The sequence below is a fragment of the Azospira sp. MPR-E4 genome (assembly GCF_058809645.1).
Genome location: NZ_JBXAST010000056.1, coordinates 1 through 20,844 on the forward strand (window position 1 = coordinate 1; position 20,844 = coordinate 20,844).

14 protein-coding genes are annotated in these 20,844 nt (G+C 67.8%); 6 read left to right on the plus strand and 8 right to left on the minus strand.

The genetic code is table 11. The features are described 5' to 3' along the window. Positions 1-120 precede the first annotated feature (120 nt). Positions 121-621: a DUF411 domain-containing protein gene (locus AC1RTA_RS13730; RefSeq protein WP_492785010.1), complete on the minus strand. Its 501-nt coding sequence runs from the start codon at positions 619-621 to the stop codon at positions 121-123. 202 nt (positions 622-823) lie between these two features. On the opposite strand from AC1RTA_RS13730, the gene AC1RTA_RS13735 reads away from it, so the two are divergent. From AC1RTA_RS13735 to AC1RTA_RS13755, 5 genes are all read left to right on the plus strand, one after another. After that, positions 824-1,978 carry an FIST signal transduction protein gene (locus AC1RTA_RS13735; protein WP_492785011.1) on the plus strand — a complete coding sequence of 385 codons (1,155 nt, stop codon included), beginning with the start codon at positions 824-826 and terminating at the stop codon, positions 1,976-1,978. Next, positions 1,963-4,143: a putative bifunctional diguanylate cyclase/phosphodiesterase gene (locus tag AC1RTA_RS13740; RefSeq protein ID WP_492785012.1), complete on the plus strand. Its 2,181-nt coding sequence runs from the start codon at positions 1,963-1,965 to the stop codon at positions 4,141-4,143. Before AC1RTA_RS13735 ends, AC1RTA_RS13740 begins: the two co-directional genes overlap by 16 nt. Positions 4,144-4,236: 93 nt before the next feature. Then, positions 4,237-5,205: an acetyl-CoA carboxylase carboxyltransferase subunit alpha gene (locus AC1RTA_RS13745; protein WP_014238178.1), complete on the plus strand. Its 969-nt coding sequence runs from the start codon at positions 4,237-4,239 to the stop codon at positions 5,203-5,205. Further along, positions 5,174-6,619 carry a tRNA lysidine(34) synthetase TilS gene (gene tilS, locus AC1RTA_RS13750; RefSeq protein WP_492785013.1) on the plus strand — a complete coding sequence of 482 codons (1,446 nt, stop codon included), beginning with the start codon at positions 5,174-5,176 and terminating at the stop codon, positions 6,617-6,619. The genes AC1RTA_RS13745 and tilS overlap by 32 nt, the downstream gene beginning before the upstream one ends. Further along, the gene (locus AC1RTA_RS13755; protein ID WP_492785014.1) at positions 6,606-7,799 is read left to right on the plus strand and encodes a GGDEF domain-containing protein; all 1,194 of its coding nucleotides are present in this window, start codon (positions 6,606-6,608) and stop codon (positions 7,797-7,799) included. The genes tilS and AC1RTA_RS13755 overlap by 14 nt, the downstream gene beginning before the upstream one ends. A gap of 23 nt (positions 7,800-7,822) precedes the next feature. On the opposite strand, the gene AC1RTA_RS13760 is transcribed toward AC1RTA_RS13755, so the two are convergent. The 5 genes from AC1RTA_RS13760 to AC1RTA_RS13780 all read right to left on the minus strand — a co-directional run bounded on the left by AC1RTA_RS13760 (position 7,823) and on the right by AC1RTA_RS13780 (position 15,929). Then, positions 7,823-8,968: an acetyltransferase domain-containing protein gene (locus AC1RTA_RS13760; protein WP_492785015.1), complete on the minus strand. Its 1,146-nt coding sequence runs from the start codon at positions 8,966-8,968 to the stop codon at positions 7,823-7,825. Then, entirely contained in the window at positions 8,968-11,091 is a 2,124-nt protein-coding gene (locus AC1RTA_RS13765) for a TonB-dependent siderophore receptor (protein ID WP_492785016.1), read from the minus strand. The genes AC1RTA_RS13760 and AC1RTA_RS13765 overlap by 1 nt, the downstream gene beginning before the upstream one ends. 309 nt (positions 11,092-11,400) lie before the next feature. Then, complete coding sequence (locus AC1RTA_RS13770) at positions 11,401-13,323, minus strand: putative bifunctional diguanylate cyclase/phosphodiesterase (RefSeq protein WP_492785017.1); 1,923 nt, start codon at positions 13,321-13,323, stop codon at positions 11,401-11,403. Between the two features lie 11 nt (positions 13,324-13,334). Further along, the gene (locus AC1RTA_RS13775; protein ID WP_492785018.1) at positions 13,335-13,937 is read right to left on the minus strand and encodes a response regulator transcription factor; all 603 of its coding nucleotides are present in this window, start codon (positions 13,935-13,937) and stop codon (positions 13,335-13,337) included. 3 nt (positions 13,938-13,940) lie between these two features. Beyond that, positions 13,941-15,929, minus strand: coding sequence for an ATP-binding protein (locus AC1RTA_RS13780; RefSeq protein ID WP_492785019.1), 1,989 nt, complete (start codon positions 15,927-15,929; stop codon positions 13,941-13,943). 180 nt (positions 15,930-16,109) lie between these two features. Here AC1RTA_RS13780 and AC1RTA_RS13785 point away from each other — a divergent pair, with 180 nt between their 5' ends. Continuing rightward, complete coding sequence (locus tag AC1RTA_RS13785; protein ID WP_152088901.1) at positions 16,110-17,456, plus strand: dicarboxylate/amino acid:cation symporter; 1,347 nt, start codon at positions 16,110-16,112, stop codon at positions 17,454-17,456. Positions 17,457-17,534: 78 nt separating this feature from the next. Here the strand turns inward: AC1RTA_RS13785 and AC1RTA_RS13790 are convergent, their stop codons facing one another. Beyond that, the gene (locus AC1RTA_RS13790; protein ID WP_492785020.1) at positions 17,535-19,886 is read right to left on the minus strand and encodes a fatty acid cis/trans isomerase; all 2,352 of its coding nucleotides are present in this window, start codon (positions 19,884-19,886) and stop codon (positions 17,535-17,537) included. Between the two features lie 187 nt (positions 19,887-20,073). After that, on the minus strand, positions 20,074-20,844 hold a 771-nt coding region (locus tag AC1RTA_RS13795; protein WP_492785021.1), incomplete at its 5' end, for a TSUP family transporter.

A 20,844-nucleotide genomic window follows, 5' to 3' on the forward strand; every position in this document is an offset into this window, starting at 1 on the left:
GGATCGGGCATGGTCGGGGCGCTATGGTTATACGGGGCCCTGGGGCCTGTGTTGTGGCCCTGAGTGTAGCACCCCCATGTTGCCGTCGTAAGGCCGTCCCCGGACCGGCCCTGGCCCCGCCTAGTGCCGGTTGAAGATGCGGGTCTGGCCCTTGAGATCCACCAGCAGGGTGTCGTACAGCTCCCGCCGTACTTCCCGCTGCTCCGGCGTCGAATCGAGCACCGTGCAGCCCCGCTCGCAGCTGGGGTTGGAAGCCTCCCGTCCCGGCGCCCCGGCGGGCAGGCCTGGCACTGCCAGGCCCCGGGCCTTGGGCTTTTCCTTGAGCAGTTCCTTGATGTCCTCGGCCGGTACATGGCCTTCGATGAAGTAGCCGGCAACCCGGGCCGTATGCACCGACTCCACCGCGGCGGGGACTTTCAGGCGCTTTTTCAGGGCCGCCATGTCCTCCGTTTCCTTCATGGTGACGCTGAAGCCGTTTTGCCGCAGGTGCTCGGCCCAGTCGATGCAGGCCAGGCAGGGCACCGGGGCGAACACTTCCACCGGCGGCAGGTTTTCCGCCGCGCCGAGGGGCGCGGCAGGCAGGAGGGCGGCCAGCAGGGCCGTTGCCAGCAATCGTTGCATATGAGTTTTCCCTGAGAATGTGGGACTGCGGAAAAGCCGCGCCCTTTTTTTGCCATTCTCGCCCCGGGGCGGGCGGCAAAACAACCCTTCCTCTGCCATGGATTTGGCGCTGGTGGCCGATCCGTGATGGATTGCAGCCGTGGCTGCGGGGGGCTGTGCGACAATGGGCGCCCCAAATTGTTCCCGTTTCCCGTCTTCCACCATGGATTCCCCCCGCTATCTGGAAGCCCCGACCGGCCAGGCCCTGGAGGCCGTGCTGGCGGCCTGGCATGAGAGCCTGCCCGGGTATTCCGTCCTCGCCCTGGTGGCCGAGGCCAGCGCCGAGGCCGTGCCCCTGCTGCAGGCAGCCTGCCGCAGCGCCGGCGTCAGTCTGGCCGGGGCGGTCTTCCCGGCCCTGCTGCAGGAAGACGGGGCCTTGCCCCGGGGAGTGGTGCTGCTGCCCCTGCACGGAGCGCCGCCGCCCCTGCTGGTGGAGGGCGTGTCCCGGGCCGAGGCGGTGGCGCCCCTAGCCAGCCGTCTCGCCGCCTATGTCGATGCCCAGCTGGACGACGATACCGAGGCCACCCTGTTCTGCATCTTCGATGCCCTGGTGCCGAACATCGCCACCCACCTGGATGCCTGGTACCTGGCCCTGGCCGACCGGGTGCACTACGCCGGGGTCAATGCGGGCAGCGAGCGTTTCGTTGCCATCCCCTGCCTGTTCGACCAGGAGCGCTGCATCGCCGACGGCGTGCTGCTGCAGCTTCTGCCGGGCCACCAGGGCGCCGTGCTCGAACACGGCTTCCAGGTGCCCGAACAGGTCATCACCGCCACCTCCGCCAGCGGCAACCGCATCGTCCAGATCGACTGGCGGCCGGCCCTGGAGGTCTATGGGGAAATGATGGCCAGCCAGTACGGGGTCAGCATCGACCGGGACAACTTCTATACCTACGCCGTGCATTTCCCCTTCGGCATCCTGCGGGCCGACGGCGAGGTGCTGGTGCGCATTCCCGTGGCCCTGGACGAGGGCGGCGGCATCATCTGCGTCGGCGAGATTCCGCCCAATTCGGTGCTGACCCTGCTCGACGCCCGCAGCGGCGCCGAGCGCTGCGTGCCCCAGCTGGCCGCCAGCCTGGCCGCCATGCCGCGCTCCGGTGCCGACCTGTTGCTCTTCTACTGTGCCGGGCGCCGTATGCACATGGGCCCGGCCGGGATGGACCGGGAGCTGGCCGAACTGGCCCGGCGCCTGGGGCCGGTCAAGCTGTGGGGCGCCCTTTCCCTGGGCGAGATCGGGGCCGCCGTCTGCGGCGGCTACCCCCTGTTCCACAACGCCACCCTGGTGGGTCTTCCCTGGAGCGGTTCGTGGTCGGTGCGGTAAACGACGAACAGGCCCTGGCCATCCTCTACGACCTGGCGCTGACCATCGGCGGCGAGGTCAATGTGGCGCCGCTGATGGTGCGCACCCTGCAGCGCTTCATGTACCACACCGGCTTCCCCGTCGGCCTGTGGCTGGTGGAGGAAGAGGGGGCGGCCGACGGCCGCTGTCGCCTGGAACTGGCCATCGGCGACTACCACCTGATCCGGCGCCAGGGCGAATCCCTGGCACTGCCCGCCGCCCTGGTGCAGGGCGGCCCGGCCCTGTTCGAGGCCGGGGCGCTGCTGGCCGGCCTGGCCCTGCGCAAGCCCCTGGGGGTGGTGCTGCGGCTGCCGGTGCCGGGGCAGGGGGTGATCCTGCTGCTGGGGGCGGCCAGACCGGCCACCCGTCTTTCCCTGCCGGAGCTGTTCTCCCCCATCCTGGAGCGCCTGGGCCGCTCCATCACCCTGTGCCGCAGCTACGAACTGGAAGTGCTGCACCGGGTGGAGCAGACGGCCTACTACGACCCGCTCACCGGCCTGCCCAACGCAATCCTGTTCAACAACACCCTGCACCAGGCCGTGGTCCGGGCCCGGGCCACGGGCCGCTGGCTGGCCCTGGTGCACCTGGATGTGGACGACTTCCGCGCCTTCAACGAGGCCCGCGGCAGCGACCTGGGCAACCGGGTGCTGGTGGCCCTGGGGCAGCGCTTCGGCGCATCCCTGCAGCCGGGGGAGCTGCTGGCCCGCATCGCCGGCGACGAATTCATGTTGCTGCTGCCCGACCTGGGGGGCTGGGACGATGTGGACGAGCGCATCGTGCGCACCCTGCAGACCAACCGCACGCCCCTGGAAATCGACGGCGAGTCGGTGGAAATCACCTTCTCCGCCGGCATTGCCCTGCTGCCCGCCGATTCTGAGGATGGCGACACCCTGGTGCGCCACGCCCAGATGGCCCTGCACCAGGCCAAGCAGGAGGCCCGGGGCTATTTCCGCCTCTTCGACGGCGAGCAGGACAAGCGCACCCACGCCCGCCGGGAGATGCTGCGGCGACTCGACCTGGCCATGGAGAACAAGGAACTGCGGCTGTACTACCAGCCCAAGGTGGACATGCCCAGCGGCCGGGTGCTCGGCTTCGAGGCCCTGCTGCGCTGGTTCCATCCGGAGCGGGGCATGGTGCCGCCGGGAGAATTCCTGCCGGTGGTGGAAAGCAGCGACTTCATCATCCGTCTCGGCGAGTGGGCCATGCGCGAGGCCCTGGCCCAGGCCGTCTCCTGGCGCCGCGCCGGGCTGGAGACCTGCATCAGCGTCAATATCGCCGGCCGCCACCTGCAGCTGCCCGATTTTCCCGAGCGGGTGCGCCATGCCCTGGCCGACGTGCCCGGCGCCCGGGCCGACTCCCTGGAAATCGAGATTCTCGAGTCCTCCATCCTGGATGACATGGCCCACGTGCGCGAGGTGATGCGGGCCTGCGCCGGCATGGGCGTGCGTTTCGCCCTGGACGACTTCGGCACCGGCTACTCCTCCCTGGCCTATCTGCACCAGTTGCCTGCCGCCACCATCAAGATCGACCAGTTCTTCGTGCGCAACCTGTTCGAGCAGCGGGAAGACCCGGCCATCATCCAGGCCGTGGTGCAGATCGCCCAGGTCTTCGGCCGGGAACTGGTGGCCGAAGGGGTGGAAGACCCGGAACACGGCATGCTGCTGGTGGCCATGGGCTGCCATATCGGCCAGGGCTTCGGCATCGGCCGGCCCATGGCGGCGGAGGCGGTCCTGCCCTGGGTGGCGGGCTACCGGGCCCGCCGGGAATGGACGGCCCTGCAGGGCCTGGCCTGGCACCAGGGGCTGTACGAGCTGTTCCACCTGCGCCATGAGCACCGCCAGTGGCGCGAGCGGGTGTCCGCCCGGCTGGCGGAGAGGGCGGAGGCGGCCCTGCCGGCCTTCGATGCCTGCGGCCTCAGCCAGTGGCTGATGATTGCGGCGCCGGGTGGCGCTCCGGCCCAGGTGCGGGAGTGCTTCCGCCTGCTGGGGGAACTGGCGCAGCAGGCCCGGGGCCTGGAGGCGGCGCGGCAGAATCCGGCGGCACCCGCCACCATGGCCCTGCTGGGGCAGATGTTCGCCTCCTCCGACGCCCTGCTGCTGCTGCTGGACGAACTGGGGGTGCGCCTGGCCGCCCGCGCGGCGGCCTGAGCATCCTCCCGCGCCGCCGGCCTTTCCCGGGCAATGGGGAGTATCCGGGGGGTTTGGGGTAGAATACGCGCCTGCCAAAATTTCCCTATCTCGATGAAAACCACTTTCCTCGACTTCGAACAGCCCATCGCCGAGCTTGAAACCAAGATCGAAGAACTGCGCTTCATGCAGGACGATTCCGCGGTGGACATCTCGGAAGAAATCGCCCGCCTGGAAAAGAAGAGCCAGGGGCTGACCAAAGACATCTACGCCAAGCTGACGCCCTGGCAGACCGCCATGGTGGCGCGTCATCCCCAGCGTCCCTACACCCTGGACTACGTCTCCCGCCTGTTCACCGACTTCGAGGAACTGCACGGGGACCGCAGCTTTGCCGACGACAAGGCCATCGTCGGCGGCCTGGCCCGCTTCAACGGCCAGCCCTGCGTCGTCATCGGCCACCAGAAGGGCCGGGACACCAAGGAAAAGATCTACCGCAACTTCGGCATGCCGCGCCCCGAGGGCTACCGCAAGGCCGAGCGCCTTATGAAGCTGGCCGAGAAGTTCCAGATTCCCGTGTTCACCTTCGTGGACACCCCGGGCGCCTATCCCGGCATCGACGCCGAGGAGCGGGGCCAGTCCGAGGCCATCGGCCGTAACCTCTACGTCATGGCCGAGCTGAAGACCCCCATCATCGTCACCATCATCGGTGAAGGCGGCTCCGGCGGCGCCCTGGCCATCGCCGTCGGCGACACGGTGCAGATGCTGCAGTATTCCACCTATTCCGTGATTTCCCCCGAAGGCTGCGCCTCCATCCTGTGGAAGAGCGCCGAGAAGGCCAACGAGGCGGCGGAAACCATGGGCATCACCGCTTCCCGCCTGAAGACCCTGGGCCTCATCGACAAGATCGTCAACGAACCCGTGGGCGGCGCCCACCGGGATCACGGCGCCATGGCCCAGAACCTGAAGAAGGCCCTGCAGGACGCGCTCAAGGGCGTTTCCGGCCTGTCTACCCAAGAACTGCTGGCGGCCCGCTACGAGCGGCTCATGTCCTATGGCCGCTTCAAGGAACAGCCGGTCTCCTGACCTGCCCCGGCGGATCGCCGACCGCCTGGCCCGGTTGCTGGCGGCGGCCGATCCCCATTCCGTTCTTCCCGCTTCCCCCCTTTCCACTACGCCCGTCCTTGCCGTCGGCCTCTCCGGCGGCCGGGATTCCGTCGCCCTGCTGGCGGCCCTGGCTGCCCAGGCGCCGGCGCGGGGCTGGCGTCTGCAGGCGGTGCATGTGCACCACGGCCTGTCGCCCCATGCCGATGCCTGGGCCGCCTTTTGCGGCGACCTCTGCGCTCGCCTCGGCGTGCCCCTGCAGGTGCACCGGGTCAGCCTGCCCGAGGCCCGCCCGGCGGGCCTGGAGGCAACCGCCCGGGCCGCCCGCTACCAGGTCTTCGCCGGCCTTACGGCCGATGCCCTGATCCTGGCCCACCACCGGGACGACCAGGCCGAAACCCTGCTCTTCAACCTGCTGCGGGGCAGCGGCCTGCGGGGCCTGGCGGCCATGCCGGGGCGGCGCCTGCTGTCGCGTCCGGGCCATGGGCCCCTGCCGTTGCTGCGTCCCCTGCTGGAAACCTCCCGGGCCGAACTGGAAGCCTGGCTGGCGGCCGAGGGACTGGGCTGGATCGAGGACGAGAGCAACGGCGACCGGGCCTACGCCCGCAATTTCCTGCGGCATGAGGCCCTGCCCCTGCTGCAGTCCCGCTTTCCCGCCGCCGTCAGCCTCGGCCGGGCGGCGGTGCTGGCGGGGGAGGCGGAGGACCTGCTGGAGGAACTGGCGGCCCAGGATCTGGCCAAGGCCGCCGTCGGCTCCCGCCTGCAGCAGGCGGCCCTGGCCGGCCTCTCCAGTGCCCGGGGGCGCAACCTGCTGCGCTGCTGGCTGCGCCGTCATGGCGCCCCCATGCCCGAGGCCCGGGCCCTGGCGGAACTGTGGCAGCAGCTGGCCTGCCCCCGGCCTGACCGCCAGGTGGAATGGCGCTGTAGCGAGTGGGTGGTCCGCTTGTGGCGCGGAACGGTGTTCCTGGACCATGAGCCCCTGCAACCCCCGTCTTCCCTGGCGGAGCCGGCAGGCCCCTTCGTCATGCCTGTCCCCTGGGCCTTCGGCAGCATCGGCGGGCGGGAGGTGATCGGCCAGGGCGTGGCCCTCGCTCTGTGCGGCGAGGCTGCCCGCTTCCGCCTACGTCAGGGCGGCGAAACCATGCAGCTGCCGGGACGGCCCCGGCGTCCCCTGAAAAAGCTGCTGCAGGAAGCGGACATTCCGCCCTGGCAGCGGCAGCGCCTGCCCCTGCTGTGGGTCGGCCAGACCCTGGCCTGGGTGCCCGGCATCGGCATCGCCGCCGACTGCCTGGCCCGGGCCGACGCACCCGGCTGGCTGCCCGAGTGGCGGCCGGCCGAGAGCGCCAGCCTGTCACTGTCACCATTGCCCTGCGACGATCCCGATGCCCCATATTGACCTGCGCACCGTCATCCTCCTGGCCGGTTTCATGACCGCCCTCATGGCCGTGGTGCTGTTCTTCGTCACCCGCAGTTTCCCCCAGCGCATCCGGGGCATCGGCCACTGGGCCGGCGGCACCCTGGTGGGCGTCTTTTCCGGCCTGCTGTTCGGCCTGCGCGGGCTGATCCCCGATGCGCTTTCCGTGCTCCTGGCCAGCCTGCTGCTGTACACCGCCCTTTCCCTCTGGCTCAGCGGCACCGAGCTGTTCTACCAGCGCCAGCCTTCCTGGCGCTTCCAGGCCCTGGTCAGCGGCGTCGGGCTGGGGCTGCTCACCTGGTTCCTGCTGGTGCAGCCGGATACCAACGCCCGCCTGGCGGTGGCCGGCCTCAGCCTGCCCCTGTTCTACGGGCGGCAGCTGCTGGTGGTGTTCCGCTACGGGCGCCCCGGCTTCATCAGCCGCTTCTTCTGCCTGGTGCTGCTGGCCCAGATCGGCGTGTTGCTGCTGCGCGGCAGCAGCGCCCTGGTGCCCGGCCTGGGCAGCGATTTCCTGGAGCAGACGCCGATCCAGGTGGTCTATCTCACCGCCTACCCCATCTGCACCCTGATGATCACCGTGGGGTACGTGCTGCTGGCGACGGACCGCCTGCGGGGCGAACTGGAATATCTCTCCAGCCACGACTCCCTGACCCAGATTCTCAACCGCCGGGCCTTCGTCGAAGTGTGCGAGTGGGAGATGGCCCGGGCCCGGCGCCACGGCCGCGCCCTCTGCCTGCTCATGCTGGACCTGGATTTCTTCAAGAAGATCAACGACACCTACGGCCACCAGGCCGGCGACCTGGTGCTGCAGGGCTTCGTCCAGCGGGTCGGTGCCGTGCTGCGCCGGGGTGAGCATTTCGGCCGCTACGGCGGCGAGGAGTTCGTGGTGCTGCTGCCCGATGCGGACCTGGAACAAGCCCGCCAGGTGGCCGAGCGCATCCGTCTGACCACCGCCGAAGGCCCGGCCCAGCTGCCGCCGGTGACGGTGAGCATCGGCGTCGCCGCCCTGGAAGCAGCCGACACCAACCTGGACTGTCTCCTGTCCCGGGCCGACAACGCCATGTACCTGGCCAAGGCCAACGGCCGCAACCGCATCGAGGTGGCTGCTGCCGGGACCGGTGAAGAGGGGGCCGGGGGTTCGCCGGGTGCTCCGGCGCCGTAAGACGGGGGCGCCGGAGAAGAGGGTCAGAAGTAGGACAGCCAGCCGCCGGGATGCCGGCGTTTGTAGTCGGCAAAACGCCGGCACAGGGGATACAGGGCCGGGACCGACAGCAGGGCCAGGCCCCAGATCTGCCAGACCTGCCCGAAGCCGTAGCGCTCGCCCTGGGTGGGGCCCCACAGCGCCAGGCAGAGCAGATTGAGCAGATGCAGGGCGTAGAGATGGACGACGTAGAAGAACATCGGCACCCGCCCCAGCACCGCCAGGAAATTCCAGGAGTGTCGTTCCAGGACGGCCAGCCCGAGCAGTCCGCTCCCCAGGGTCAGCAGCAGGAACAGCAGGGAGGGCGGATATTTGGTCAGGTTCAGCCAGTCCATTAGGGTGGCCAGGCCCGTTCCGGCGCCGGCCAGGGGATGGTCCCCGTAGCCACCCAGCCCCCGCAGCAGGACGAACAGGGCGAGGGCACCCAGGCCCGCCAGGGCAAGGCGGCGCCGGCGTTGCTCCGGCGCACTGCCCTGGGCAAACCAGGGCCCCAGCCCGTAACCCAGCAGGATGACGCCGATCCAGGGCAGGACCGGGTAGGAGGTGCGGGCCGCCAGTCCGGGGGCCAGTTCGATGATGGCGCGGTCGTGCAGGACGGCCCACACGGCATGGGCTGCCGTGCCCGGAGGGAAGTGCAGGCTGTCGAGCAGGTTGTGGCCGACGATGATGAGGAGCCCCAGGGCCAGTTGTCCCGCCCGGGGCAGCCACAGCAGGGCGGCCAGAGCCAGCATGGACAGGCCGATGGCCCAGATCACCTGCAGATAGAGCATCCTGGGGGGGAAGGCGAAGGTCCAGGCGAAGTTGATCAGGCTCAGCTCCAGCAGCACCAGGAAGAGGCCGCGCTTGGCCAGGAAGGCGCTGGCGGCGCGCCGGGGATCGCCGCCGGCGCCAAGGTGCCGTTGCCCGTAGCACCAGGCGCCAAGCCCGGTGAGAAAAACGAAGACCGGGGCGCAGAAGTGGCTGGCGAAGCGGGTGAAGAACAGCCCGGGCGAGGTGGTGTGCAGGTCCATCGGGTCGGCGACCTGCTGGTGCAGGAAAAAGAACTCCCGCACGTGGTCCACCACCATCAGCGCCATGACCAGGCCCCGCAGGGCGTCGATGGCGTTGATGCGCTGATTTCCGCCGGGCATCAGAACTTGGCCTGCATGCCCAGGGTCACGGTGCGGGGCGCGCCCGGCGTCACCCAGTACACGTCGTAGGAACTGGCGTAGTAGGTCTTGTCGAACAGGTTGTCGATATCCAGGGAGAAGCGCAGGGTCTTGCTCGGCTTCCAGTAGGCCATGGCCCGCATGGTGGTGTAGCTGGGCAGTTCGAAGCTGTCAATGGAATTGCCGGCCCGCTTGCCCACATAGGTGGCGCCGGCGCCAAGGCCGTAGCGGCCGCCGGCCAGGCCGTCTTCATACATGGCCAGCACGCTGCCGCTGTTTTTCGGCACGTTGATCAACCGGGCGCCGACCAGGGCGGCGTTGCTGTCCTTGGTGATCTCGGCATCGATATGGGCGTAGTTGGCCAGCACCCGCACCTTGCTGGTCAGTTGTCCGGAGAAATCGAATTCCAGGCCGCGGCTGCGGGCCTCGCCGGCGGCGATGGCGTAACCCGCATTGGCCGGGTCGTTGGTCAGCACGTTCTTCTTGTCGATCTCGAACAGGGCCAGGGTGCCGCCGTAGCGCTTGTCGGGCGATTCGTATTTGAGGCCGGCTTCCCTGGACTCGCCCCGTTCCGGCGCAAAGGACTGGCTGGCCGCATCGACGCCGTTGTTGGCGCGGAAGGATTCACTGGCCAGGACATAGGCGGACAGGGTGGGGGTGGCCAGCCAGGTCAGGCCGACGCGGGGGGTGGTGACGCTGTGTTCCTGGGAGGTGCTGATACCCGTGTTCCGGTTGAGGATTTCCTGCCGGAAGCGGTCGTGGCGCAGGCCCAGCAGCAGGCGCCAGCGTTCCGCCAGGCTCATCTGGTCCTGCAGGAAGAAGCCGGTGGCGTGCTGGGTTTCCAGGGTGTTGGTGGGCGTGGCGGTCAGGGCCAGCGGCGTCTGTCCATAGACGGGGTTGAGCACATCCAGGCCGTAGGTGGTGGTGGAGCGGCCCCGCCGCATCAGCTGGTCCAGTTCGAAACGGTAGCTGTCCAAGCCGGTCAGCACTTCATGCTGGAGCCAGCCGGTGCTGAATTTGCCGAGGATTTCGCCCTGGAACGACAGGTCGTTGGAACTGTAGTCCCGGTAGCGCCGCTCCCGCTCGATGACGGGAGCGCCGGCGCTGGTCCAGCGGATGCTGCCGGCAGTGCGGGGGCTGGCCTCGGTGGAATAGCCTTCCAGGCTGGTGGTGCGGTAGGCCAGACCAAACTTGGCTTTCCAGGCATCGGCCAGTTCATGTTCCACCGTCAGATGGTGGGTCTTATTGTCGATGGTGATGTCACCGTCTCCCGGCTCTCCCAGGAAGCGCTCCCGGGGAATGCTGCCCACCTTGCCATTGACCGCGATCACCCCCCGGTCCATGGGCGCCTTCTGGCGCAGCAGTTCCAGGTCGTAATTGACGATGGTGCCGGCGCCCAGGAGCCAGGTGAAGGAGGGCGCCACCAAGTAGCGCTGGCTGTCCACCTGCTCGCGGAAACTGCCTTTGTCCTCATAGGCCAGGTTAAGCCGGTAGGCCAGGGTGTCGCTGATGGGGCCGGTGGAATCGAGGGTCGTCCGGTAGGTGTCGTAGCTGCCGACATACATTTCCAGGGCGTGGCCGGATTTGAACTGGGGCTTCTTGGTGACGATGTTGAGGATGCCCCCGGGTTCGCTGCCGCCGTACAGGGCCGATGCGGGGCCCTTGATCACTTCCAGCCGTTCCACGTTGGCCATGTCCCGGGGAGCGTTGTAGCCCCGGTTCCCGGCAAAGCCGTTGCGCAGGAAATTGGCTCCCGTGTCCGGGTTGCCGGCAAAGCCGCGGATGGAGAAGTTGTCCCACAGGCCGCCAAAGCTGTTCTGGCGATTGACGCCGCTGACATAGTCGTAGGCTTCCTCGAGGCGTACCGCCCCGATGTCGTCGATGGCCTGGCGGGGAACGACCCGCACCGACTGGGGGACTTCCCGCAGGGGCGTCTCGGAACGGGCCACGCCGGCCTCGTCGCTGTAGTAGTCCTGCCCTTCGCTGCGTCCCACCACATTGATTTCAGACAGGGTCAGGGAAGGTTCATCGGCCAGGACACAGTGACTTGTGCCGAGTAGCAGTACGGCCGCAGCGAGCGGCTTCAGTTTCAGGCTGACAGACATGATTTTTTTGTATGTGATTGGGAGTGGGGTTGCGAATCGAAAATGGGGACCCGCGCCATAGCCGATGAGGCGCGTAGTACGGCTGCGGCTTCCGGCGGGCTCCGAAGCGGAGGCGCAAGAACGGCCGCTAATATACTTTGGATGGGAATTATTCTCAAATAGAAGTCGCGCAATCGTTGGCGACATTTCGTCGCCGCGCGATTCTTCGGCTTCAGAACACCAAGGCGCCTGTGAGGTGGCCGACCGGGGCCGCCAGGACGCGGCGCGGTGCGGTGGGGGCTTGGAGGCCGGGGCGGCCCCGCAAGGTGTTCAGCGGTGGCCCAGGAGGGCCTGGAAGTCGGCGGCGGGCATGGGGCGGCCGAAGAGGAATCCCTGCACCTCGTCGCAGTCGAAGCGGCGCAGCATGGTGGCCTGCTCGGCGTTTTCCACCCCTTCGGCGACGGTGCGCAGGCGCAGCTGGCGGGCCATGGTGATGACGGCGCTGACGATGGCTTCGTCGTCCGGATTGCTGCACAGCTCGCGGATGAAGCTCTGGTCGATCTTCAGCTTGTCCACGTTGAAGCGCTTCAGGTAGGCCAGGCTGGAATAGCCGGTGCCGAAATCGTCGATGGACAGCTTCACCCCCAGGCCCTTGAGGGCGGTGAGGGTTTCCAGGATGGCCGCATCCTCCCGGATCAGCAGGGACTCGGTCAGCTCGAATTCCAGGCACTCGGCCGGCAGGCGGTTTTCCTGCAGGGCCCGGGCGGCGATTTCCACCAGGCGGCTGCGGCGGAACTGCACCGGCGACAGGTTGACCGCCATGGTCAGGTCCGTGGCCCCGGCCTCGTGCCAGCACCGCAGCTCGCGGCAGGCCTCGCCGATGACCCATTCGCCGATGGGGCCGATGAGGCCCGTGTCCTCGGCCACCGGAATGAATTCCCCGGGGGGCACCAGGCCCCGCTCCGGGTCCCGCCAGCGCAGCAGGGCCTCGGCGCCGAGGATGCGGCCGCTGGCCAGGTCGAACTGGGGCTGGTAGTACAGCACCAGTTCTTCCTTCTCCAGGGCCCGCTGCAGGCGGTTCTGCAGCTTGAGGCGGGCGGCGGCCTCGACGTTCATGGCGGCGGTGAAGAAGCGCAGGGTGTTGCGCCCCGCCTCCTTGGCCGAGTACATGGCCGTGTCGGCCTTCTTCATCAGGGTGTCGAAATCCTCGCCGTCGTCCGGGTAGAGGGCGATGCCCAGGGAAAAGGTGACGTTGAGGCGGTGGCCGTTCACCCGCACCGGCTCGTGCATCTGCTCCATCAGCTTGCCGGCGATGCTGCCGGCGCTTTCCGGGTCCGCCAGTTCGGGCAGGACGATGACGAATTCGTCGCCACCCTGGCGGCTGATGGTGTCCGTCTCCCGCACGCCGCGGCGCAGGCGCTCGGCCACGGCCTGCAGCAGGCGGTCGCCGATGGGGTGGCCCAGGGTGTCGTTCACCAGCTTGAAGTGGTCCAGGTCGAGGAACAGGATGGCCACCCGGTTGGCGCTGCGGGCCGCCTGGCCCTGGGCCTGGAGGAAGCGGTCGCGCAGCAGCACCCGGTTGGGCAGGTCGGTGAGGGGATCGTGGTGGGCCAGGTATTCGATCTGTTCCTCGGCGCTCTTGCGTGCCGTGATGTCCCAGAAAATGCCTTGGATGCCGTTGATGCTGCCGTCGGGGGCGTAGGTGGGCGTCTTGACGATCTCGATGTAGCGCTTGCGCTGCTCGCTATCGAGGGAAACCATTTCCTCGATCAGGTTGAGGGTCTCGCCCTGCAGCACCCGCAGGTCGTCCTGGCGGTACTTGGCCGCCAGATCCGCCGGATACACCTCCCGCGGCGAATGGCCCAGGATGGCTTCCCGGGGCTTGCCCAGGTGGCGTTCCAGGGCCCGGTTGGCGAAGGTGATGCGGCTTTCCCGGTCCATGCGGTAGAGGCACTGGGGCATGACCTGGACCAGGGATTCGTAGAGGGCCTCGCTTTCCGCCAGGGCCCGGTAGGAGCCCTGGAGCCGGGACAGGGAACGGCGCACGAGAAAGAAGAGGAGGGTGCAGGTGATGGCGACGAAGGCCCAGCCCTTGTAGTTCTGGATCAGGGTCAGCTGGGCCGTGTCGCCCGCCACCAGGGCCGCCAGCCGGTCCGAGAGGGCGATCCAGAGGGCCGCCAGAAGGCCGTAGAGCCCGGCCACCAGGCCGGCCTGTCCATTGGGGGAGGGGGCGGCGGGAGCGGGCGGTTTCATGACGGAATACCTCAGGGTCTGAGCAGTTGGGCCAGTTCCACGGCGGTGCGCACGCCCATCTTCTCGAACAGGTGGGCCCGGTGCACTTCCACCGTGCGCATGCTGATCTGCAGTTCGTCGGCGATGACCTTATTGAACTTGCCCACCAGGATCAGTTCCATGATCTGCCGCTCCCGGGTGGTGAGGGTGTCCAGGCGGGACTGGACGGAGGCGCTGATGGCCTGCTTTTCCTGGTTGCGGGCGTCCGCATCCATGGCCTCGATGACCCGGTTCACCAGTTCGTTGTCGTTGAAGGGCTTTTCGACGAAATCGAAGGCGCCCTTCTTCAGGGAGGAGACGGCCATGGGTACGTCGCCGTGGCCGGTGAGGAAGATCACCGGCAGCTTGAGGCCCTTGCCCTGCAGGTGCTCGAACAGTTCCAGGCCGCTCATGCCGTCCATGCGGATGTCCAGCAGCAGGCAGCCCTGCAGGCTTTCGCCGGAGGCGTTCCAGGCCTCCAGGAAGGCTTCGGCGCTGGGCCAAGTGGCGCTGGCGACGCCGCGGGACTGCAGCAGCCAGGAAAGGGCGTCGCGGATGGCTTCGTCGTCGTCGATGATGTGGGCTTTGGGGCTCACGGCTTACTCCCAGTCGAGGGGCAGGGTGAAGATGAATACGGTGCCGCCTTCGGCCCCCGGTTCGAACCAGAGGCGGCCGCCGTGGAATTCTATGACGGAACGGCAGATGTTGAGGCCCATGCCCATGCCTTCCGTCTTGGTGGTGAAGAAGGGGGAAAAGAGCTTTTCCGCCACTTCCGGGGGAATGCCGCAGCCCCGGTCGGCGATGCACACTTCCACCTGGTCGCCCAGCAGCTGGGCCTCGACGATGAGCTGGCGCCGCTCCGGCGGGGTGGCGGCCATGGCGTCGATGCCGTTGCGCATCAGGTTGATCAGCACCTGGCCCAGCAGTACCGGGTCGGCCAGCAGCTTGGGCAGGTGGGCCGGCACCAGGCGTAGCATGTGCACCTGCTGCTTGCGCGCCAGGGGCTCGATGAAGGCGATGCTGTCCTCGATCACCTCTTCCAGGTGGCAGATGACCCGCTGGGGCTCCCGCCGCCGCACGAAGTCGTGCACCCGGCGGATGATGCGGCCGGCCCGCTGGGCCTGCAGGGCCAGCTTGTTGAGGGCGCCGGAGATTTCCTCCCGGGTGTAGTCCCCCGCCTCCAGGCGGTTGAGGCAGCCGGTGGTGTAGCTGGCGATGGCGGAGAGGGGCTGGTTCAGTTCGTGGGCCAGGGTGGAGGCCATTTCCCCCATGGTCACCAGGCGCGCCGTCTGTTCCAGTTTCTCCTGCTGCTGCCGCTGCAGGGCCTGGGCCTTCTTCCGCTCCGAGATGTCCACCACCGAACTGATCCAGCCGGTCTGCTTGCCGTGGGCGTCGATCAGGGGCGTGGCGTACACCATGGTGTTCACGATGTGGCCGTCCCGGTGGCGGATGCTGGCCTCGAAGCCCTCGTTGGGGGCGTGGCCGGTGAGCACCAGGGCGTTCTGCTCCTCGTGGGTGTCCAGGCTGTCCGGGTTCCAGTAGGGCAGGGGCGGGCTGTGGCCCACCAGTTCGTCGGCCCGGTAGCCGCTCATGCGGCAGAAGGCCGGGTTCACGTAGGTGATGCGGCCGTCCATGTCCCGGGCCCGCATGCCGATGATCATGGAATCCTCCATGGCCTGGCGGAAGGCATGCTCGTCGCGCAGGGCCTGTTCCGCCGCCAGGCGCTTCTTGATCAGGCCGCGGATGGCGAAAAGGCTCCAGAAGACGCCGATGGCCAGGACCACAATGGCGCCGGCCAGGACCAGTTGGGCCGGGTTGCCGGCGTTGCGGTAGGCGATGCCCTGCAGCATGAGGCCGTGGCCCGGCGGGTCGAAGGGCAGCTCGTAGGCCAGCCCGGGCTCGCCCTGGATGTTGGACTTGCTGGCCAGCACCGCACCGCCGTCGTCCAGGATGCGCAGCTGGTATTTCTCGGCAAACCACCAGGGCACCAGGTGGTTGAGCATGGACTTGAGGGAATAGGCCATCACCAGCATGCCGGCGAAGTCGCCCTGGCGGTAGATGGGCACGAACAGGTCGATCTGGCTGTTGCCGCCGGCGGCCCGGTAGGGGTCGGTGTAGGTGGCCTTGCCCAGCTTGCGGGCGAAGTCGAAGGCGTCCCGGGTGATGGGGCCGCCGAAGATGTCCAGCTCCTGCCGGTCGGGGATGCGGTTGGGGTAGGCCTGGACCAGGTTGCCGCCGGCGTCGAGCCAGATCACCTGTTCCACTTCCGGGTTGTTCTTGACGATGTGCTGGGCCTGCACCTGGAACACCGTCGCCGGCGTGCCGCCCTTGGCGGCGCTGCCCATGTCGAGGCCGGTACGGTTGAGCTGGTCCTCGTTGCCCGACATGTGGAAGCGGAAATTCTGTTCCAGCCAGAGGATGTCGGCGATGAGGGTGGCCCGTTGCTCCTCCACCTCGTTGCGGTGCAGGAGCCACAGCAGGCTGACCAGGGAAATGACCAGCAGCCCCACCGCCAGCTTGGGCATCAGCAGGGTCCAGCGGGGCCATTGCAGGACGCTGCCCGAGGAAGGAGCGGAAAGTCGTTTCATAAAGCGCAATAGTACCCCAGGAGGTGCGTCCCGTTTGCCTCTCCGCGGCTTCATGCTGCGCTGCAGCTAACGGATAACCACAATGGCGACCCCGGCTTCAGGGGCAGAGAATGCGCCCCCATAACTACATCGGGGTCCGTACGGAAACCCCGGGAGCCATCTCAATCAGCAGGAGTGACCATGTCTCACAAGCCTTTCTACAAGCGCCTGTATGTGCAGGTGCTGTTCGCCATTGCCCTGGGGGTTGCCCTCGGCGCCTTCTTCCCGGAAACGGGCGCCACCATGAAGCCCCTGGGCGACGCCTTCATCAAGCTGATCAAGATGATGATCGCCCCGATCATCTTCGCCACCGTGGTGGTCGGCATCGCCAAGATGGGCGACATGAAGGAAGTGGGCCGGGTCGGCCTGAAGGCCCTGATCTACTTTGAAGTGGTGTCCACCGTGGCCCTGGCCATCGGCCTGATCGTGGTGAACATCCTGCAGCCGGGCGCCGGCATGAACGTGGATCCGGCCACCCTGGATACCAAGGCCATCGCCAACTACGCCGCGGCGGCCCATAACCAGAGCACCACCGATTTCCTCATGAACATCATCCCCAACAGCGTGGTGGATGCCTTCGCCAAGGGTGAAATCCTGCAGGTGCTGCTGTTCTCCGTGCTCTTCGGCCTGGCCCTGTCCCGCCTGGGCGACAAGGCCAAGCCCCTGGTGAAGATTCTCGACGAGTTCTCCCACGGCCTCTTCGGCGTCATCGGCATGATCATGCACTTCGCCCCCATCGGCGCCTTCGGTGCCATGGCCTTCACCATCGGCAAGTACGGCATCGGCTCCCTGAAGCAGCTGGGCTTCCTCATGGCCAATGTGTACATCACCTGCGCCCTGTTCGTCTTCGTGGTGCTGGGCCTGATCGCCAAGTTCACCGGCTTCTCCCTGCTCAAGTTCCTGGCCTACATCAAGGAAGAGCTGCTCATCGTGCTCGGCACCTCCTCCTCCGAGTCCGCCCTGCCGCGCATGATGACCAAGCTGGAAAACCTGGGCTGCCACAAGCCCGTGGTCGGCATGGTCATTCCCACCGGCTACTCCTTCAACCTGGACGGCACCTCCATCTACCTGACCATGGCGGCCATCTTCATCGCCCAGGCCCTCAACGTGCCCCTGACCCTGACCGAGCAGCTGACCATCCTCGGCGTGCTGCTGCTGACCTCCAAGGGCGCGGCGGCCGTGACCGGCGGCGGCTTCATCACCCTGGCGGCTACCCTGGCCACCCTGGGCGGCAAGCTGCCGGTGGAAGGTCTGGCCCTGCTGCTGGGGGTGGACCGCTTCATGTCCGAAGCCCGCGCCATCACCAACCTGATCGGCAACGGCGTCGCCACCATCGTCGTCTCCAAGTGGGAAAACGCCCTCAACACCGACCGCATGACCCGGGTGCTGAACGGCGAAACGGTGGAAGAGGCCGACGAGCCCGAAGCCGTGTCCGACGCCGTGCTGCATCCGGCCGATCTGGTCCGCCCGGTGGGCAAGGCCGCCTGACCCTCCAGGTAGCCGCCAATCAAAAAGCCGCCCTCGGGCGGCTTTTTCTTTTTCCACCCTCCCTGCCGATGGCCTGGATTAGCGGTTCTCCAGCCGGTTGTAGTCCAGCCAGCCGGCCTCGACGGGGGCCTGGCGCCGGTATTCCCCATTGACATAGTCGCTCAGGGCCCAGAAGGCCGGGCTGCTGCGGCGCAGGCCGTAGGTGTCCATGAAGCGGGTGTAGTCCCGTTCCGAGGCCAGGGCCGCCAGGTCCCGGGCGAAGGAGCCCAGGCTGGCGCGGGGCACCCGGTAGAAAGCGTTGGGATAGGCGGTGGCGATGCCGGGCAGCACGTCCAGGCTGTGTTCTTCCGGGGCGATGGCCAGCTTTTCGATGAGCACGTAGGTGACGTTGCGGTGGCCCGTGTTGCGCAGCAGGGTGAAGATCCGGGGCGGGCGTCCCGCTTCCTCCACCAGCAGCAGGCTGCTTTCCGGCAGCCAGGCCAGGGCCTTGCCGGCGACCCGGGCCAGATTCTGCAGATTGGTCTGCAGGGCCGCATCGGGCAGGGTGTCGAGAAGGTGCTGCCGCGGCAGCACCGGCTGCAAGCGCTGTTGCAGACGTTGCAGCAGTTCGCGCTCGGGCTGCTCCCGCTCCTGGTAGGCGATGCCGCTTTCCTGGTCGAAGCGGGCGATGCTGCCGTAGACCCGTTCCCGGGTGTCGCCATTGACGTCCCGGTACCAGTGGTCCCGCACCCGGATGCGGGCCTCCCGGGGCAGCAGCATGAGGAACTGGGATTCCCCCTCCATGCGCAGGAAATCCATGTACAGCCGCGTCGTCAGCTGGTGGCCGATATTGCCGAAGACGTCGTAGCCCGCCACCAGCAGGTAGTGGATGCGCTCCAGCAGGGGGTAGCTGAGGACCCAGGCGGTCTTGGGCTTTTCGCCCACCAGCCCCTTCAGTACCGTGGCGCTGTCGAAGTGGCGGTAGATGGTGAGGGCGGCATTGTCGTTGCGGCCGCCGCCGTCCCAGATCAGGTTGAGATTGACCTTGGCCGGGCTGTCGAAGCGCTGCTCGTAGTAGCGGGACTTGGCCTGGAGATAGCGGGTCTCCTGGGCGCTGTAGCGCATCCAGGGGGTGAGGATCGGCGTCTCGCTGCCCTTTTCCGCCGGCAGGCTGAGGTTGCGGCTTTCCCGCAGGAGAAAGGCTTCGTCGGATTCGGAGACGCTGTCCGGGTTCTGGAAGAAGACCCAGAAATGGTCGTCGATGACGTTGAGGGCCGTCTGGCCCCGGCACACCGGGCCCTTGATGAAGCCCATCACGGTGAACTGGGCCTCGTCCAGGAGGAACTGATAGCGGGCGCGGACCGGGATGTCGCGGAAGGCAAGGAAGGGATTGGCCGCCACTTCCGGCGCGTAGCCCGGCAGGCGCTCCACCCGGTAGGCGGGCTGCAGGAACAGTTCGCGCCAGCGGGCCATGCGCCCCGGGCCGAGGGCGTAGGGCATGTGGTTCTTGGCGACGATGGTCTCTTCCACCGGGCGCAGGCGGTAGTGGAAGTGTTCCACCTCTGGATCGTCGAAGGGGCGCCGGGTGGCGATTTCCTGCACTGCCTCCCCCGGGGCGCTGCGGGAGCGCACCAGGCGGAAGTAGCGGGGGCCGTTGCTACCTTCGGCGGCGCCCTCGAAGTAGAGGTTGGCAAGGAACAGGTGCTCGTAGAGATAGCGGGCCATGAGCCGGGTCTTGAGGTCGGCACCGTTGAGGAAGCGCTCCCAGGCATCCACCTGGGCCTGGAGGGCTGGCGTCAGGGGCTGGGGGCCTTCGGCGGGGGCGCCCTGCTGCAGCCATTTCTTCAGCAGGGCCACTTCCGCCGGCGCCAGGGCCGGCAGGCCGAAGGGCATGCCCCAGCCCGGATTGCGCCGTTCCAGGGCGTCGTATTCCTCGATGGCCGGGCAGGACTGCTGGCGCGCCAGGGAAAAGTCGATGTCCCCGGCCACCGGCTGGTCGGGCACCAGGGGATGGGCCGCCTTGAGGTCCAGGGCCCGGGCCAGGAGACTGGCCTGGAGGGCGGCGGCAGGAGTGTCGCCCCGCTCGTTGAGGATCGGGTGGAAGCCCTTTTCGCGCCACTGGGAGGCTTTCTCGGCATCGATGAAGAGGCGGGTCGGCGACTCCTCCCGCAGGCGGGTGCCGTTATAGACCTCGATCTTGCTGCTGCCCCGGGCCACGCCTTCCCAGGAGCCCAGCTTGATCTGGCAGGGGGCGTCGTAGCAGGAGTGGCAGACGACGCAGCGGCTGTCCAGGATGGGCCGCACCTGCTGCTGGAAGGAGATGGCGCCGGGCCGGGGCGCATTGTAGCGGCCCCCATCGGCGGGGCCGAAGCGTTGATCCAGGTCGTGGCGCACCAGGGCGGTACAGCCGGCGAGGAACAGCAGCAGGACGGAGGCGAATCGCAGTTGCATACCGGGGCACCAGGTGAGGGGAGGGCACGGGTCTGAACGGCGCATGGGGCGGGCATGGGGAGCCGGCATTGCCGGCGGTCGGCCCTGGATGCGCTTGGGCGAGGGGTGCCCCTGGAAATGGGCGCCCCTGGCTGCACGCCATTCTAGCGGAGCCCCGGCCGGCGTGCTGCCCGGGTCCTGGCGATGCCTAGCGGGCCCAGGCCAGGCCGACCTGGACCAGCATGAGGACGGCCATCAGCAGCAGGGTGTGGTTGAGCCAGCGCCGGTAGGTGGAGGCGTCCATGCGGGACTGGATGCGCATGCCGGGAATGAGACAGGCCACGGCCAGCACGGTGAGACCGGCGCTTTGCCACAGGATGGCGGCGGTGAATTCGCCGTGGGCGGCCAGGGTCCCGGCCTGGGTCAGCTTGCCGACGATGAAGCAGAGGTTGAACAGCTGCACCGTGGCCACGGGGGAAAGGTCCAGGCCGATGAAGTAGATGGCCAGGGGCGGCACCGAGACATTGACGGTGCCCGAGAGAATGCCGCCGATGAGGCCGAAGGCCGCTTCCGAGGTGCGGCGGTGGCGGCGCAGGAAGGACCAGTCGAGCTTCTTCAGGCGGTTGAGGTTGATGGAGACCAGCATCATCAGGGCCAGGGCCAGCTTCAGGGGCTCGGCCGGCAGGCCGATCAGCAGCTGGGTGCCCACCAGGCTGCCCAGCAGCACGTAGGCGGCCAGGCGCCAGTGCTTGAGCAGGCTGTTCCGCCAGTTGCCGCCGCGCAGGATGGAGAGGATGTTGAGCAGGATGTTGGGCAGCACCGTGATCAGCACCGCCGTCTTGAGGTCGGTGAGGAGGGCGATGCAGGGCGTGGTGATGAGGGGGAAACCGACGCCGATGACCCCGTGGGCGAAGGCGGCGATACCGACGATGAGGGCGATGCAGGCCAGCAGCAGGGGCGGGGAGAGCAGATCGTGGGG

Coding starts and splice junctions, on each gene's coding strand:
- AC1RTA_RS13730 (WP_492785010.1), bottom strand. CDS start 621: ATGCAACGATTGCTGGCAACGGCCCTGCTGGCCGCCCTCCTGCCTGCC.
- AC1RTA_RS13735 (WP_492785011.1), top strand. CDS start 824: ATGGATTCCCCCCGCTATCTGGAAGCCCCGACCGGCCAGGCCCTGGAG.
- AC1RTA_RS13745 (WP_014238178.1), top strand. CDS start 4,237: ATGAAAACCACTTTCCTCGACTTCGAACAGCCCATCGCCGAGCTTGAA.
- tilS (WP_492785013.1), top strand. CDS start 5,174: ATGGCCGCTTCAAGGAACAGCCGGTCTCCTGACCTGCCCCGGCGGATC.
- AC1RTA_RS13755 (WP_492785014.1), top strand. CDS start 6,606: ATGCCCCATATTGACCTGCGCACCGTCATCCTCCTGGCCGGTTTCATG.
- AC1RTA_RS13760 (WP_492785015.1), bottom strand. CDS start 8,968: ATGCCCGGCGGAAATCAGCGCATCAACGCCATCGACGCCCTGCGGGGC.
- AC1RTA_RS13765 (WP_492785016.1), bottom strand. CDS start 11,091: ATGTCTGTCAGCCTGAAACTGAAGCCGCTCGCTGCGGCCGTACTGCTA.
- AC1RTA_RS13770 (WP_492785017.1), bottom strand. CDS start 13,323: ATGAAACCGCCCGCTCCCGCCGCCCCCTCCCCCAATGGACAGGCCGGC.
- AC1RTA_RS13780 (WP_492785019.1), bottom strand. CDS start 15,929: ATGAAACGACTTTCCGCTCCTTCCTCGGGCAGCGTCCTGCAATGGCCC.
- AC1RTA_RS13785 (WP_152088901.1), top strand. CDS start 16,110: ATGTCTCACAAGCCTTTCTACAAGCGCCTGTATGTGCAGGTGCTGTTC.
- AC1RTA_RS13790 (WP_492785020.1), bottom strand. CDS start 19,886: ATGCAACTGCGATTCGCCTCCGTCCTGCTGCTGTTCCTCGCCGGCTGT.